17 protein-coding genes are annotated in these 14,262 nt (G+C 34.2%); 3 read left to right on the top strand and 14 right to left on the bottom strand.

Annotated features, from left to right (window positions below; genetic code table 11):
• Positions 1–10: 10 nt before the first annotated feature.
• The 10 genes from ahrC to CKV71_RS06855 form a co-directional block, all read right to left on the bottom strand.
• Positions 11–463: a transcriptional regulator AhrC/ArgR gene (ahrC, locus tag CKV71_RS06900; protein ID WP_095105083.1), complete on the bottom strand. Its 453-nt coding sequence runs from the start codon at positions 461–463 to the stop codon at positions 11–13.
• Positions 464–642: 179 nt separating this feature from the next.
• A complete protein-coding gene (locus tag CKV71_RS06895; RefSeq protein ID WP_186824447.1) occupies positions 643–1,545 on the bottom strand; it encodes a polyprenyl synthetase family protein in 903 nt (300 codons plus the stop codon).
• Complete coding sequence (locus tag CKV71_RS06890; RefSeq protein WP_095105080.1) at positions 1,511–1,735, bottom strand: exodeoxyribonuclease VII small subunit; 225 nt, start codon at positions 1,733–1,735, stop codon at positions 1,511–1,513. The genes CKV71_RS06895 and CKV71_RS06890 overlap by 35 nt, the downstream gene beginning before the upstream one ends.
• On the bottom strand, positions 1,719–3,062 hold the full coding sequence (gene xseA / locus CKV71_RS06885) for an exodeoxyribonuclease VII large subunit (RefSeq protein ID WP_095105079.1): 1,344 nt from the start codon (positions 3,060–3,062) through the stop codon (positions 1,719–1,721). The genes CKV71_RS06890 and xseA overlap by 17 nt, the downstream gene beginning before the upstream one ends.
• A 15-nt stretch (positions 3,063–3,077) precedes the next feature.
• Positions 3,078–3,467, bottom strand: coding sequence for a transcription antitermination factor NusB (gene nusB / locus CKV71_RS06880; protein ID WP_095105078.1), 390 nt, complete (start codon positions 3,465–3,467; stop codon positions 3,078–3,080).
• A gap of 20 nt (positions 3,468–3,487) precedes the next feature.
• Entirely contained in the window at positions 3,488–3,859 is a 372-nt protein-coding gene (locus tag CKV71_RS06875; RefSeq protein ID WP_095105077.1) for an Asp23/Gls24 family envelope stress response protein, read from the bottom strand.
• A gap of 33 nt (positions 3,860–3,892) precedes the next feature.
• The gene (accC, locus tag CKV71_RS06870; RefSeq protein ID WP_095105076.1) at positions 3,893–5,248 is read right to left on the bottom strand and encodes an acetyl-CoA carboxylase biotin carboxylase subunit; all 1,356 of its coding nucleotides are present in this window, start codon (positions 5,246–5,248) and stop codon (positions 3,893–3,895) included.
• A gap of 2 nt (positions 5,249–5,250) precedes the next feature.
• Positions 5,251–5,724, bottom strand: a complete 474-nt coding sequence (gene accB, locus CKV71_RS06865) for an acetyl-CoA carboxylase biotin carboxyl carrier protein (protein ID WP_095105074.1) — start codon at positions 5,722–5,724, stop codon at positions 5,251–5,253.
• A gap of 248 nt (positions 5,725–5,972) precedes the next feature.
• Positions 5,973–6,530, bottom strand: a complete 558-nt coding sequence (gene efp, locus CKV71_RS06860) for an elongation factor P (protein WP_095105072.1) — start codon at positions 6,528–6,530, stop codon at positions 5,973–5,975.
• A 27-nt stretch (positions 6,531–6,557) separates the two neighbouring features.
• Positions 6,558–7,616, bottom strand: coding sequence for a M24 family metallopeptidase (locus CKV71_RS06855; RefSeq protein ID WP_095105070.1), 1,059 nt, complete (start codon positions 7,614–7,616; stop codon positions 6,558–6,560).
• Between the two features lie 239 nt (positions 7,617–7,855).
• Between CKV71_RS06855 and CKV71_RS06850 the strand changes: the two genes are divergently transcribed.
• Together CKV71_RS06850 and CKV71_RS06845 are read left to right on the top strand one after the other, a co-directional pair.
• Positions 7,856–8,443, top strand: a complete 588-nt coding sequence (locus CKV71_RS06850; RefSeq protein WP_095105068.1) for a hypothetical protein — start codon at positions 7,856–7,858, stop codon at positions 8,441–8,443.
• Between the two features lie 29 nt (positions 8,444–8,472).
• Positions 8,473–8,685, top strand: coding sequence for an SA1362 family protein (locus CKV71_RS06845; protein ID WP_167376388.1), 213 nt, complete (start codon positions 8,473–8,475; stop codon positions 8,683–8,685).
• Between the two features lie 59 nt (positions 8,686–8,744).
• Here CKV71_RS06845 and CKV71_RS06840 read toward each other — a convergent pair whose 3' ends face one another.
• A complete protein-coding gene (locus CKV71_RS06840; protein WP_095105064.1) occupies positions 8,745–9,575 on the bottom strand; it encodes a lipoate--protein ligase family protein in 831 nt (276 codons plus the stop codon).
• 183 nt (positions 9,576–9,758) lie between these two features.
• Here CKV71_RS06840 and CKV71_RS06835 point away from each other — a divergent pair, with 183 nt between their 5' ends.
• Positions 9,759–10,145 (top strand): rhodanese-like domain-containing protein, encoded by a 387-nt coding sequence (locus CKV71_RS06835; protein ID WP_095105062.1) that lies wholly within the window; start codon positions 9,759–9,761, stop codon positions 10,143–10,145.
• A 183-nt stretch (positions 10,146–10,328) separates the two neighbouring features.
• On the opposite strand, the gene gcvPB is transcribed toward CKV71_RS06835, so the two are convergent.
• From gcvPB to gcvT, 3 genes are read right to left on the bottom strand one after another with little or no spacing between them, the layout of a single operon-like run.
• Complete coding sequence (gcvPB, locus tag CKV71_RS06830; protein ID WP_095105060.1) at positions 10,329–11,804, bottom strand: aminomethyl-transferring glycine dehydrogenase subunit GcvPB; 1,476 nt, start codon at positions 11,802–11,804, stop codon at positions 10,329–10,331.
• Positions 11,794–13,143 (bottom strand): aminomethyl-transferring glycine dehydrogenase subunit GcvPA, encoded by a 1,350-nt coding sequence (gene gcvPA, locus CKV71_RS06825; RefSeq protein WP_095105058.1) that lies wholly within the window; start codon positions 13,141–13,143, stop codon positions 11,794–11,796. Before gcvPA ends, gcvPB begins: the two co-directional genes overlap by 11 nt.
• Positions 13,144–13,163: 20 nt before the next feature.
• Positions 13,164–14,258, bottom strand: a complete 1,095-nt coding sequence (gene gcvT / locus CKV71_RS06820; RefSeq protein ID WP_095105056.1) for a glycine cleavage system aminomethyltransferase GcvT — start codon at positions 14,256–14,258, stop codon at positions 13,164–13,166.
• Positions 14,259–14,262: the final 4 nt, after the last annotated feature.

Genomic DNA, 14,262 nt, shown 5'->3' with positions numbered 1-14,262 from the left:
TATCGCTTCCTTATAACAAATTAAAAATTCGTGTTTTTATTGCTGTTGCAGATGCTGCATCGTGACAAATCAAGAGACAAGTATCATCTCCGCAGATAGTACCTAAAACTTCATCCCAATCAATCTGATCTAAGATTGCTCCGATTGACTGTGCGTTGCCGGGCAAGGTTTTTAAAACTAATAGATTGCCTGTTCCCTCAATATTTACAAAAGAATCCATTAAATATCTGCCTAATTTTTCAAGTGGATGATATTTGCGATCATTCGGTAAACTGTATACATATTGACCAGTAGGAGCAGGTACTTTAATGAGTTGTAATTCTTTAATATCCCTAGATACAGTTGCTTGAGTAACGTTTAAATCAAACTGATTTAAACGTCGCACTAACTCATCTTGAGTTTCAACCTGTTCAGTGGAAATGATTTCTCTGATTTTTATATGTCTAACTGATTTTTTAGCCACTTATTAACACCTCAAATTACGAATATTTATACAAGTATAGTATCATAATTTTTGTTGAAAAGGCTAGTGATAGTCTTGAGGTTTAACTTTAGTTATGTATAGAAATGTATCTTTATAAACAAAGTTTTAAAAATAAATAAACTGAGACACCTCATAAAGCGTCTCAGTATTTTAAGTCTTTAATGATCACGTTGATAAAACAATTGAGTCAGATACTCTAATTGTGAGGTATCGTAGGATGCTTCTCTTAATTTTTCTAGGCATTTTTCGGCCTGTTTAACATGGTAATCAAGCTTTTGTTCTGTTTTATCTTGACCTAATAAAGTAACATAAGTATTTTTATGATTTTTTTCATCGCTGCCGACTGGTTTACCTAATTTATCTTCATCGCCATACACGTCTAATAAGTCGTCTTTGATTTGGAAAATTAAACCTAAATGCTGACTGTAATCCTCTAGTAACTCAGAAACGTCATCTGATGGTTGAACGATAGTTACCGCAGCCATAATTGCAAAAGTTAATAATGCTCCGGTTTTTTCCTTATGGATGTGTTGCAAAGTTTCTAGTGAAATATTCTGATTTTCACTTTCCATATCCAGTGTTTGACCGCCAATCATTCCTAAATGGCCACTGGCATCTGACAATAGTTCCACTAATTTAATACGTGTCTGAGCATCTATAGATCCATCAGTACTGATTAGATGGAAAGCTTTAGTTAAAAGTGCGTCACCAGCTAGTAACGCTTTCCATTCACCATAAACTTTATGATTCGTTAATTTACCTCTGCGATAATCATCATTATCCATAGCAGGTAAATCATCATGAATTAAAGAATAAGTATGAACCATTTCTAAAGCTAAAGCAGTTTGTATACCCTTTTCGTAATTATCGCTTTTAGAAAGCATTTTTAGCGTTTCGATTAATAAAACCGGTCTAATACGTTTGCCGCCTGCTTCTAAGGAATAACGCATGCTTTCTTCAAGATTTGTTTCTAGTGGAGATGATGGAATGGATTGTAAAAGTAGATCGTTGATTTGGTTCACTAATTTATTCATCAGTTTGCTCAACTTCTTCGTCATCATTTTTCATCAATTGATTTACTTTTTTCTCTGCATCTTTTAAAGTTTCATCACATGAGGCAGATAACTTCATACCTTTTTGATATAACTCTAATGCATCTTCTAAAGAGACAGCTTCGTTATCTAACTTTTTTACAATCGTTTCTAATTCTTCCATCATTTCTTCAAAAGTCTGATTATTGCTCATTATCATTACACCTTACTTTCTTAACAATTGCATCTACAGTACCATCTTTCATCTGTAAATTGATTTCGTCATTAGTTTTCAAGGATTGAGTGCTTGTAACAACTTGGTCTTCTTTATTTACAATTGTATAACCTCGTAACATTGTATTTGAAGGACTTAAGTTATTTAATGTTTCAACTCTTTGGCTCAATTGTTTTTTAGAATTTTTCAACACATTTGTAATAGATTTATTAAGTGATTCATGTAATTGAAGTCTTGTTTGCATGCCTTGCAAAGTTTGTTGTTTCAAGTCTCGTAAATTCAAACGATTGGCTAGTAATTGAAGTTGTTGTTGTGAACGTTCAAGTTTAGCCTTTATCGAAAGATTCATTTGACGCTCTAAGTCGTCTCTTCTTTGTATTTGCTGATCATATAATAACGATGGCTGTTTGAATTTATAGTATGAGGAAACATGTTCTAAGTGCTTTTTCTTATTATTAATGATTTGAAAAATTTGTCGGGAAAGATGAAGTTCCATTTGTTTAATGTACTGACTTAATTCGACTTGATCAGGAGTCGCCATAACGGCTGCTTGTGTCGGTGTAGCTGCTCTCACATCAGCTACAAAATCACTTAGTGTAAAGTCTGTTTCATGTCCTACAGCTGAGATGATAGGTGTTTCAGCTTTGAAAATAGCTCTAACAACTTCTTCTTCGTTGAAATTCCATAAATCTTCTATAGAACCCCCGCCACGTCCGACAATAATGACATCTGCTCCTAATGTGTCTGCATATTTGATTTTTTCAATAATATCATTTTTAGCTTGTTCTCCTTGAACAAGTGTACTGATTTGTATTTGCTCTACTAGAGGATAGCGACTATTGATAGTCGAGTGAATGTCCCTGATTGCTGCACCAGTGCTAGCAGTAAGCACAGCAATCTTTTGGGGAAATTTCGGTATGGGTTTCTTGTGTATTTCATCAAATAAGCCTTGTTTTTTCAGTTCTTTTTTTAGAGCTTCTAATTTTTGATATAGATTACCTATACCATCTAAGTGCATTTTAGATACGTAAATTTGATAATTGCCACGTCGTTCGTAAACAGATACACGTGCTTCAATTAGGACTTCATCGCCTTCTTTAGGTTCGAAATCCAACTTGTTTGCTTGCGCTTTAAACATCATCGCATTGACTACACTGTTTTTATCTTTCAAATTGAAATACAAGTGCCCGCTGCTATGCTTTTTGAAATTAGAAAGTTCCCCTTTTAATAGTACAGACTGCAAATGAGGATCTTGGTCAAATTTATATTTAATATATTTAGTTAGCGCTGTTACACTTAAATAATCAGACATAGTTATCACTCAATCTTATTGATTTAAATTACTTAGAACACCATTGATAAAACGGTAATGGTCGTCATCACTGTATTGCTTTGCTAATTCAACTGCTTCGTTAATAATAACTTTTGGAGGTGTATCGCTATTTGCAAGTTCGAATGCCGCCATACGTAAAATAATGCGGTCTGTTTTGAGCAAACGAGAAATTTTCCAATCTTTTAAATTCTGTTGGATTTTTTCATCTAAAACAGGTTGATGGTCTTTGACTCCAGAAACTAACCAATGAATAAAATCAAACTCTAAGTCAGGATGATCATCTTTTATAAAGTTAATTGCTTCATCGATAGATAAATCTGTATTTTCCATTTCAAGTTGGAATAATGCTTGAAATGCTTGGCTTCTTGATTCTTTACGACTCATGAGAGTTTCTCCTTTATTTCTTATTTCTTAGTATTTTCAACTTCAATATGTGTAATATGAATGTTGATTTGTTTAGGAACTATAGTAGTCATTGTACTTAAAGAGTTGTAAATCGTTTCTTGAATTTTCGTAGCTGTTTTAGAAATATTAATGCCATATTTGAATTCACAGAATACATCTATATAAATACCATCATCTTTTGTTTCTAATTTAATTCCTCTTGTTAAATTTTTACGGTTCAACTTTTCAGGAGAAGCATTTTTAAGTTCAGCAAAATGGCCATATAAGCCATCGATTTCTGAAGTTGCAATACTTGCAATTGAAATGAGAACTTCTGGGGAAATTTCAACTTTGCCTAAATCTTTATGGTTGTTATCTAAGACCTTTACCATATATATTCCTCCTTTTTAAGCTCTTATTCTAAGCTATTCTTCGTCATCCATAATGTTGTTTTGTTCTAAGAACTTAGTACTATATTCTCCGCCTCTAAAGATATCATTTTGTAAAAGACGTATATGGAAAGGAATAGTAGTATCAATACCAAGTACTAAGTATTCACTCAAAGCACGCATACCCGCCATGATTGTTTCTTCTCTATTTGGCTCATGCACAATAAGTTTAGCCACCATAGAATCATAATAAGGTGGGATTGAGTAGTTAGTATAGCAAGCAGACTCTACTCTTACTCCATAGCCCCCTGGTGCGAGATATTGTGTGATTTTTCCTGGAGAAGGCATAAAATTTTTGTATGGATTTTCTGCATTGATACGAAATTCCATAGCATGACCATTGATTTTGATATCATCTTGAGTAAATGGTAATGGTTCTCCCATGGCTACTAGTAGTTGTAACTTAACTAGATCCACACCAGTTACCATTTCAGTTACTGGATGCTCTACTTGAATTCTGGTATTCATTTCCATAAAGTAAAAGTCATCTGTATCTAAATCGTAGATATATTCAATTGTTCCTGCATTTTCGTAATTAACGGCTTTGGCAGCTCGAATAGATGCAGCTCCCATTTCAGCTCTCTTTTCAGCCGTTAGTATAGGAGAAGGTGCTTCTTCTACAAGCTTTTGCATTCTTCTTTGAATAGTACAATCGCGCTCACCTAATTGAATGACATTACCAAATTGATCTCCAATAATTTGAAATTCAATATGTCTGAAATTCTCAATGAATTTTTCCAAATATAATCCGCCATTGCCGAATGCAGTTTCAGCTTCTTGTTGTGTCATTTTATATCCGTTTTCCAATTCTTTTTCATCTCTGGCCACACGGATACCTTTACCGCCGCCTCCTGCTGTAGCTTTGATGATTACTGGATAACCAATTTCTTTTGCAGTTTTTTTAGCGGCAGCGATTGATTCAACTAATCCATCACTACCTGGCACTACAGGTACATCGGCATTAATCATTTCTTCTTTCGCTACGTCTTTGATGCCCATTTTTTGAATAGATTCATAACTAGGACCAATAAATTTTAGTTGACAGGCTTCACATAACTCTGCAAAGTCTCCGTTTTCTGATAAAAATCCGTAACCTGGATGGACCGCATCACAACCAGTTGAAGTTGCGATGGATAAGATATTCGGAATGTTTAAATAAGAATCCTTTGATTGTGTAGGACCGACACAGTATGCTTCATCCGCCATTTGAGTATGTAAAGCGTCTTTATCCCCTTCAGAATATATAGCAACTGTATGTAATCCTAAATCTTTACAAGCTCTTATTATTCTAACGGCAATTTCACCGCGATTTGCAATTAATACTTTTTTCATAATTATTTCACCTTGAACAACGGTTGGCCATACTCTACCATTTGTCCGTCTTCAACTAAGATTTCAGTAATTTCCCCAGAGATTTCAGCTTGAATTTCATTGAATAGTTTCATAGCTTCTAAAATACAAACTGTTGTATCATTGGATACGGTGTCCCCAACTTGAACGTAAGCACCTTCTTCAGGTGATGGTGATTTATAGAATGTTCCTACCATTGGTGCATTTATTGTTTTACCTAAATCTTCTTCACCGGCAGAAGCAGCTGGTTCATTGTTTGCTGTATTGTCATTTTGTACTGGAGCTGGCGCAGCAGCTTGAGTAGCCATTGGTTGTTGTGAAATCTGAGGTGTAATAATTTCTCGTTCTTTTTCTTTCTTTAAGTTAATAACGCTGCCTTTATTATCTTCTATATTAATTTCGGTAAGGTTTGAGTTATCTAATATCTCAATTAATTCCTTAATTTCTTTAAAGTTCATAGTACTGCTCCTTCAGATTGTTTTTACTCTTCTTGTACATTTTACTCGAGTGAAATTCCCAATTCAAGCATATCACTGCTACTATGTACAGAGTCCAGATTCAAAATAGTTATTAATTTTGTTAAAAGAAAAACCCTTCTTCTCTTAAACATCAATAACAAGTGCGAATAAAATTATAACATAATCTCATCTGCACTTGTTTGAAATTTGACATTTAAGCAAAGAAAGGTTTGATACATTAACAAATATTAGGCTCTAGAAACATAGCTTCCATCACCAGTATTGATAACAAGTACATCGCCTTCGTTAACGAAAAGAGGTACATTTAAAGTGTAACCAGTTTCTACAGTTGCTGATTTTGTTGCTCCAGTTGCAGTATCACCTTTAATACCAGGTTCTGTTTCAGTAACTGTCAATTCAACAGTTTTAGGTAATTCAACTCCGATAGTTTCGCCTTCATAACTTTGAATTTGAACTTCCATGTTAGCTTTTAAAAACTTCAATTCATCTTCAAGATAATCGCCAGGCAATTCTGTTTGTTCGAAAGTTTGATTATCCATGAATACATGCATGTCACCATCGTCATATAAATATTGCATACGGCGATTTTCAATCATAGCTTGTTCTACTTTTTCTCCAGCACGGAAAGTTTTTTCTTGAATCGCTCCTGTACGTAAATTACGTAATTTTGAGCGGACAAAAGCTGAACCTTTACCTGGTTTTACATGTTGGAAATCAATAACTTTCCAAATACCATTATCTACTGAAATTGTTAAACCTGTTTTAAAATCATTAACCGAAATCATTCAGTTTCCTCCTCATATACGCTTTCATTATAAAATAATAAGGTCTTTTGTGCATTTAGTAAAGACTTCATTACCATTTTCAGTAATTAATATATCATCTTCTATACGCACGCCGCCTAATCCTTCTATATAAATACCCGGTTCCACTGTAACGCAATTATTCGGAACTAATTTTGTATCCACTGTTTTTGCGAGCATAGGTTGTTCGTGAATTTCTAAACCGATACCGTGACCTGTAGAATGGCCGAAATATTCGCCATAGCCGTGTTCTGCAATAATATCTCGTGCAATAGCATCTGCTTCTTTCCCAGTCATGCCTGCTTTGATTTTATCTACAGCAGTTTGTTGTGCTTCTAGAACAATATTGTAAATTTCTACTAGTTTAGGATCAGGCTGGCCTATTGCAAATGTACGCGTGATATCTGAGACATATCCATTATAGTAAGCGCCGAAATCTAAAGTAATCATGTCTCCTTCTTCGATTTTCTTATCACTGGCTACTCCGTGCGGCAATGCGCCTCGATAACCTGAAGCGACGATAGTATCGAATGAAGGACCACTCGCCCCTAAATGCAACATTTTGCTTTCTAATTCAGCTTTTAACTCTTGCTCAGTCATTCCTACTTTTGCAATTGATAAAATATATTCGTATGTTTTGTCTACAATTTCAGCTGCTTTTTGGATAGTTTCAATTTCATATTGATCTTTTACAGCTCGGATATCCTCAATTGCATCAGAAATACTTTCTAAAGAAATTTTTGCTTTATTTAGTTCTAAGTAAGTATCGTAGCTTACAATGTGCCCTTCAAAGCCGACGTTTTCGACTTTCAATTGTTCTAATAAAGCAACGACTTCTGGAATTAAGCCTTGTGACCGATTAACGATTTCAAAATCAGGTGCTTGATTAGATGCTTGATCAATGTAACGGAAATCTGTTACTAAGTATCTTTCTTGAGGGGTAATCACTAAAGCACCGCTTGTACCTGTGAATCCTGATAAGTATCTTCTATTATAGTCTGATAAAACGATTACAGCATTTAGCCCTTTTTCATTCATAAATGAATTTAATTTATCAATTCTAGACATTCTGACTCCTCCTATGTAATGAAAACCAATGATTAATTATATTCTATAAAGTTTCCTCTGATATTCTATATTTAAATCTTATCATAAACACAGATTGAACTATAAAGTTATGTACTGAAGATTCAAAATTATTAGTTATGAACATTAAATACATCTCTAAGAGTAGCAATAATAAGATTCTCTGCAGAAAATATGATAAAATATGACTACAATTATTGCTTAGAGATTGGAAGATTATTATGAAAAAAGTATTAACCACTGTGCTTGGAGCATCTATTCTATTATCTGGTTGCGGGAGTCAAAATCTTGGGCCTTTAGAACATAAAACAACAAAGTTAAGAGAAGAAAATCATCAACTGAAATTAGATAATCAAGAACTCAACCAACAAATCAGTGATTTAAAAGATAAGGAAAAATCATTAAAAGCAGATAAGGATAATACCAAAACTGCAGCAGAAAATGATTTAAAAACAAAATCAGCTAATGCTTCTTCTAAGTATTACCAACAAGTAACGGAAACATTGAATAATTATCATGATCTCGAAACAGATCTTGATAAAAATAAACGTGACGAAAAAGTTGTCAGTAAACTAGATAAAGTTGTGACCGATTTGCAAAGTGCAAATGATAAGTATAAATTAGATCGGGAACAACGAAAAATGTCTGAGGAAGACAAAGCTGAAGATAAAAATATAGAGAAGTTAAATAAAGATTTAGTTAGTGCATTTAAAACAATTCGTGACGGATATTCAAAAAAAGATATAAAGAAAATTAAACAAGGACAAAATCAACTTTCACAAGTTAACGTTAAAAATCCTCAATCTTAAGGCAATAGTTTTAAAGAGGTGAAAAAATGATTAAAAAAATATTATTCTATGCTGTATTGTTGGTTGCATTGATTGGATTAATTACTAATTTAGATGCTATATTATTTTCATTAGCCAGAATGGTGATTAGTCTAGCAATATTAGCGGGCATAGCATATTTAGTCTATTTCTTTTTCTTCTTAACAGAAGATCAAAGAAAATATAAAAAAGCTCGTTGGAAATATAAATGGCGTAATAGATAAAAGAAGAGTGGAACCGAAATAACATTTATTTAGATTATTTCGTGATTCCACTCTGTTTTTTATTTTCGATAAGTCCATTCGTCAGATTTATATTTTGCTTCAATCTCTTTAATTTCTGCTTTTTGCGCTTCAGTTAACTCAAGTGGTTTGAAATTAACATTCAACCCTTTTTGGAATCCTTTTTCGAAAGCCTTTTCCATCTGTTCTAAAGTCACTTTAGTATCTGATATATCATTGATAGCTACTGCTTTATCAGTAAAGGCATTTTTCATTTTTTCTTTTAAGCGCTCATTTTTGAAAATAAACATATCAAATAAGTTATCGACGTCGATATCTTTTAAAATTGAACCGTGTTGCAAGATTACGCCCTTCTGTCTTGTTTGTGCACTTCCTGCTATCTTGCGCCCTTCCACAACCAGTTCGTACCAACTTGGTGCGTCAAAACAAACTGAACTTCTAGGTTGTTTTAATTTCTCACGTTCCTCTTTACTTCTAGGTACAGCAAAGTAAGTTTCAAAACCAAGTTCTTTAAACCCTTCTAATAAACCTTGCGAAATAACTCTATATGCCTCCGTAACTGTTTTAGGCATCTCAGGATGTGATTCAGGAACAATGACACTATATGTAAGTTCTTTGTCGTGAAGAACTCCTCTGCCGCCTGTTTGTCTTCTAACAAGCCCATAGCCCTTTTCTTTAACTTTTTCAATATCTATTTCTTTTTGCAGTCTCTGAAAATATCCAATAGATAATGTCGCTGGATTCCATGTATAAAATCGAATTACAGGGTCGATTTCTCCTCTTGAAACGAAATTAAGCAATGCTTCATCCATTGCCATATTATAATATGGATCATGGCTGCCTGAGTTAATAAAATTCCATGTCTCTGTCAATTTAAAAATCTCCAATCGCCTTTAAATTACTGTTATGTAAGTATATTAACATACTAAATTTAAATTAGTTCAACTCTTACTCATAATCATATAAAAAGACTTGAATTATTTAAGAAAAACATTTTGATAATTGCATGAAACAGTCTTATAATTGTAGTATCGGTAAATTAGGGAGGAAGCAAAATGAGTAACTTTTGGTTTATCATTTTAGCTGTTTTAATTATTATCGCTTTATATATGTTAATCCAATTTTTTGTAAATCGAAGAGCAGTTACTGAGCTTGATCAGGACGAATTCCATAAAGGATTGCGAAAAGCTCAAGTCATCGATGTAAGAGAAAAAGTTGACTATGATTATGGTCATATCATTGGTGCTAGAAATATCCCAATGACTTTATTCAGTCAACGTTATAAAGGTCTTCGAAAAGACCAACCAATCTATCTTGTTGATGCCAACGGAGTTGCAAGTTATCGTGCAGCTCGTATTCTTAAAAAGAATGGTTATAAAGATATTTACATGCTTAAAGGCGGCTACAAAAAATGGACTGGTAAAGTTAAAGCAAAAAAATAATCTACAGCACTATATGCAACAGCAACGTCTAGAAAAGATGGTTGCTGTTTTTTTATTGAAAAAACGGGTTGAGACTCATTAATGTCCCAACCCGTAATTTCTAAACTGGCATAGCTATCTGAATAGAAAAGATGCTTGTTTCTGCCCCCTCTTTTCTAGTTAGCTTTGCCCATTATTTTTGTGTTACTCTTTTTCTTCGTGAAGTTTATCAAATTTCAATACTGGATGACGTGCAGCTTGTGTTTCATCCAATCTATCGATTACTGTATTGTGTGGTGCTTCAAGCACTTTATCTGGATCTTCTTTAGCTTCATTTGCAATTTGAATCATTGCATCGCAGAAGTAATCTAAAGTTTCTTTAGACTCAGTTTCTGTTGGTTCAATCATCATACCCTCTTCTACGTTAAGCGGGAAGTAGATTGTAGGTGGGTGTACACCAAAGTCTAAGAGACGTTTAGCCATATCTAAAGTACGCACACCTTCTTTTTTCTGCTTAGAACCGCTTAGTACGAATTCATGCTTACAATATTGTGAATATGGAATCTCAAAGGCATCTTTTAAGCGCGCTTTAATATAGTTCGCATTAAGAACTGCTGCTTCAGATACTTCTTTAAGACCGATATTACCCATTGTGCGGATATAAGTATACGCACGTAGATAAATTCCAAAGTTGCCGTAGAATGGTTTAACACGTCCGATTGAATTTTCAATATCATTATCATAACGATACGTATCCCCATCTTTGACTACCATTGGTTTTGGCAAGAAACTTGCTAATTCTTTTTTCACGCCTACAGGACCTGATCCTGGGCCACCGCCGCCATGCGGACCAGTAAATGTTTTATGCAAGTTTAAATGTACTGCATCAAATCCCATGTCTCCTGGACGTACTTTGTCCATAATGGCATTTAAGTTAGCTCCATCGTAGTATAATAACCCACCTGCATCATGGACAATCTTACCGATTTCCATAATATTATGTTCAAATATACCTAAAGTATTAGGATTTGTTAACATAATAGCTGCGGTATTTTCATTCACAAGACGTTTTAAGTCTTCAACATCTACTTCACCGTTTTCGTCAGATTTAACCGTAACAGCTTTGAATCCAGCAAAAGCAGCTGAAGCAGGGTTTGTACCATGTGCTGAGTCCGGTACAATAACTTCATTACGATGACCTTCACCATTTTTCTCATGATATGCTTTGAAAATCATAAGCGCAGTCCATTCACCGTGTGCGCCTGCTGCTGGTTGTAGTGTTACTTCATCCATGCCAGTAATTTCTTTCAATTCTTCTTGCAAACTGTGAATGATTTCTAAAGAGCCTTGAACCTGTGATTCTTGTTGTAATGGATGTGATTCCGCAAATCCAGGAATACGAGCGACTTTTTCATTGATTTTAGGGTTGTATTTCATTGTACAAGAACCTAATGGGTAGAATCCTGAATCTACTCCGAAGTTTTTATTAGAAAGTTCAGTGTAATGTCTCACTAGGTCTAATTCAGCTACTTCAGGAAATTCTGCTTTGTTTTTACGGATAAACTTATCATCTAGTAGTTCTTTTACAGCATTGTTATCAATTTCTTTTTTAGGTAAAGAATAAGCATATCTACCTGCTCTAGAACGTTCGAAAATTAATGGACTTGATTTACTTACCATTAATTTCACCCACTTTCTTCACAAAAGTATCAATTTCATCTTTTGTTCTTAGTTCAGTTACTGCAACAAGCATTGCTTGTCCCAAATTTTCATTTACTTCGCTTAAATCAAAACCGCCGATGATACCTTCATCTAACAATTTATCATTCACTTCTTTTACTGGTTTATCAAGTTTAATAACGAACTCGTTGAAAGAAGTGCCAGGCAGTACTTCGATTCCTGCTTCTTCGAATTGTTTTTTAGCATAATTAGCATTTTCAAAGTTTTGCTCAGCAATATCTTGTAGCCCTTGTTTACCTAAAGCGGACATTGCTATAGATGAAGCAAGTGCATTTAATGCTTGGTTTGAACAAATATTAGAAGTTGCTTTATCACGGCGAATGTGTTGTTCACGCGCTTGTAAAGTTAAGACAAATCCGCGGTTGCCATGGTCATCTTCTGTTTGTCCAACTAAACGACCAGGTACTTTACGCATTAATTTTTTAGTTGTAGCAAAGAATCCGCAATGCGGGCCACCAAATTGTGCGGGGATTCCAAATGGTTGTGTATCTCCTACAACAATATCAGCACCGAACTCACCTGGAGGAGTCAATAAACCAAGTGAAAGTGGATTTGTATAAACAATGAACAATGTTTTTTTGCTCTTAATTAATGATTTAATTTTCTCTAAATCTTCTATAGATCCATAGAAGTTTGGATATTGAACAGCAACTGCTGCTGTGTCATCGTCAATTGCAGCTTCTAATTTATCTAGGTCAGTAACTGTACCGTCTAAGTCTACTTCTACAATTTCATAGTCATTTCTGATTTTTGCGTAAGTATGCAATACTTGTAAAGCTTGATAATGTAGACCTTTAGAAACTACAATTTTATTCTTTTTAGTTTGGCTGAAAGCTAAAATACATGCTTCAGCGAATGCTGTGATACCATCATACATTGATGAGTTTGCAACATCCATACCAGTCAATTCACAAATTAAAGTTTGGAATTCAAAGATTGCTTGCAATTCACCTTGAGAAATTTCAGGTTGATAAGGTGTATATGCAGTATAGAATTCTGAACGAGAAATCATAGCATCTACTACAGCTGGTGTGTAATGATCATATACTCCAGCGCCTAAGAAAGATGTATGATCTTCTTTAGTTATATTTTTATTTGCAATTCTGCTTAATCTTTTAAATAAAGTTGTTTCATCTTCACCATTTGGAATATCCAACTCTCTGTTAAGCAATATTTCTTTAGGTATGTCTCCAAATAGTTCTTCAACGGAACTTGCTCCGATTGTTTCTAACATTTCTTGTTTGTCTTTTTCAGTTAACGGTATATATCGATGACTCACCACTGCCACCCCTTCACTAATTATTTACTAATTTGATTTTTCTTGACAATCTTAGCTTTAACTTGTCTTTTTCTGATTTGTACGAGTACCTCACGGCCCATTTCAAATTCATCACGATTAATGATTGCTAGTGCAATACTTTTTCCAGTAGATGGAGATTGTGTACCAGAGGTAACTTGCCCTATTTTATTACCATCTAAATCTAATACATCATATCCTGTTCTTGGAATTCCTTTATCAATCATTTCTAGCCCGACAGTACGTTCTTTAGAACCATTTTCTTTTTGATCTTTTAAGACTTCTTTACCAATAAAATCTGCATCAATCAGTGGTTTAGCAGCGAAAGCAATTCCACCTACATAAGGTGTGATTTCTTCCGATAAATCTTGTCCATGCAATGGAAGTCCAGCTTCTAAACGTAAAGTATCACGAGCGCCTAGTCCTGCAGGAACAAGGTCTTTATTTTCAAGCAATCCGTCCCAGATATCAACGACATCATCTGAATTACAATAAATTTCAAAACCATCTTCACCAGTATAACCAGATTGAGATAAAATCACATTTTTACCGAAGATTGTTACGTCTTTTTTGAAATCAAATGGTTTCATATCAGTCACATCAACATCGACTAAACTTCCCACATAGTCTCTTGCTTTTGGACCTTGAACAGCCAATTGCCCATATTGATCTGACACATTTTCAACTTTTACGTCAAACTTATCAGAATGAGATTTAATCCATTCATAATCTTTATCAGTATTTGCTGCATTTACAACTAATAAATATTTTTGATCATCTAATTTATAAGTAATTAAATCATCAATAATTCCGCCCTTTTCGTTACAAAGTGCAGTATACTGAGCTTTGCTATCAGTAAGCTGATCTGTATCATTTGAAAGTACATATTGGATGAAATCAGCAGCATCTTTACCTTCAATTAATATTTCGCCCATATGGCTTACATCAAAGATACCCATTTCTTCTCTGACAGCATTATGTTCGTCTTTAATACTTGTAAATTGAACAGGCATAGCCCAACCGCCGAATTCCACAATTTTAGCATCGCTTTCAACGAAACGATCATATAACGGCGTCTTTTTTAAATCATTTGCCATTTTT

The sequence above is a fragment of the Staphylococcus piscifermentans genome, assembly GCF_900186985.1.
In the GTDB taxonomy this organism is placed as follows: Bacteria; Bacillota; Bacilli; order Staphylococcales; family Staphylococcaceae; genus Staphylococcus; species Staphylococcus piscifermentans.
The sequence above is the reverse complement of the archived record's forward strand: the minus strand, read 5'-3'. Positions and strand labels throughout refer to the sequence as shown.

What these genes read in the sequence shown, in the direction of transcription:
- CKV71_RS06895 (WP_186824447.1), bottom strand. Translation starts at nt 1,545, where the DNA reads ATGATGACGAAGAAGTTGAGCAAACTGATGAATAAATTAGTGAACCAA.
- CKV71_RS06890 (WP_095105080.1), bottom strand. Translation starts at nt 1,735, where the DNA reads ATGATAATGAGCAATAATCAGACTTTTGAAGAAATGATGGAAGAATTA.
- xseA (WP_095105079.1), bottom strand. Translation starts at nt 3,062, where the DNA reads ATGTCTGATTATTTAAGTGTAACAGCGCTAACTAAATATATTAAATAT.
- nusB (WP_095105078.1), bottom strand. Translation starts at nt 3,467, where the DNA reads ATGAGTCGTAAAGAATCAAGAAGCCAAGCATTTCAAGCATTATTCCAA.
- CKV71_RS06875 (WP_095105077.1), bottom strand. Translation starts at nt 3,859, where the DNA reads ATGGTAAAGGTCTTAGATAACAACCATAAAGATTTAGGCAAAGTTGAA.
- accC (WP_095105076.1), bottom strand. Translation starts at nt 5,248, where the DNA reads ATGAAAAAAGTATTAATTGCAAATCGCGGTGAAATTGCCGTTAGAATA.
- accB (WP_095105074.1), bottom strand. Translation starts at nt 5,724, where the DNA reads ATGAACTTTAAAGAAATTAAGGAATTAATTGAGATATTAGATAACTCA.
- efp (WP_095105072.1), bottom strand. Translation starts at nt 6,530, where the DNA reads ATGATTTCGGTTAATGATTTTAAAACAGGTTTAACAATTTCAGTAGAT.
- CKV71_RS06855 (WP_095105070.1), bottom strand. Translation starts at nt 7,616, where the DNA reads ATGTCTAGAATTGATAAATTAAATTCATTTATGAATGAAAAAGGGCTA.
- CKV71_RS06850 (WP_095105068.1), top strand. Translation starts at nt 7,856, where the DNA reads ATGAAAAAAGTATTAACCACTGTGCTTGGAGCATCTATTCTATTATCT.
- CKV71_RS06835 (WP_095105062.1), top strand. Translation starts at nt 9,759, where the DNA reads ATGAGTAACTTTTGGTTTATCATTTTAGCTGTTTTAATTATTATCGCT.
- gcvPB (WP_095105060.1), bottom strand. Translation starts at nt 11,804, where the DNA reads ATGGTAAGTAAATCAAGTCCATTAATTTTCGAACGTTCTAGAGCAGGT.
- gcvT (WP_095105056.1), bottom strand. Translation starts at nt 14,258, where the DNA reads ATGGCAAATGATTTAAAAAAGACGCCGTTATATGATCGTTTCGTTGAA.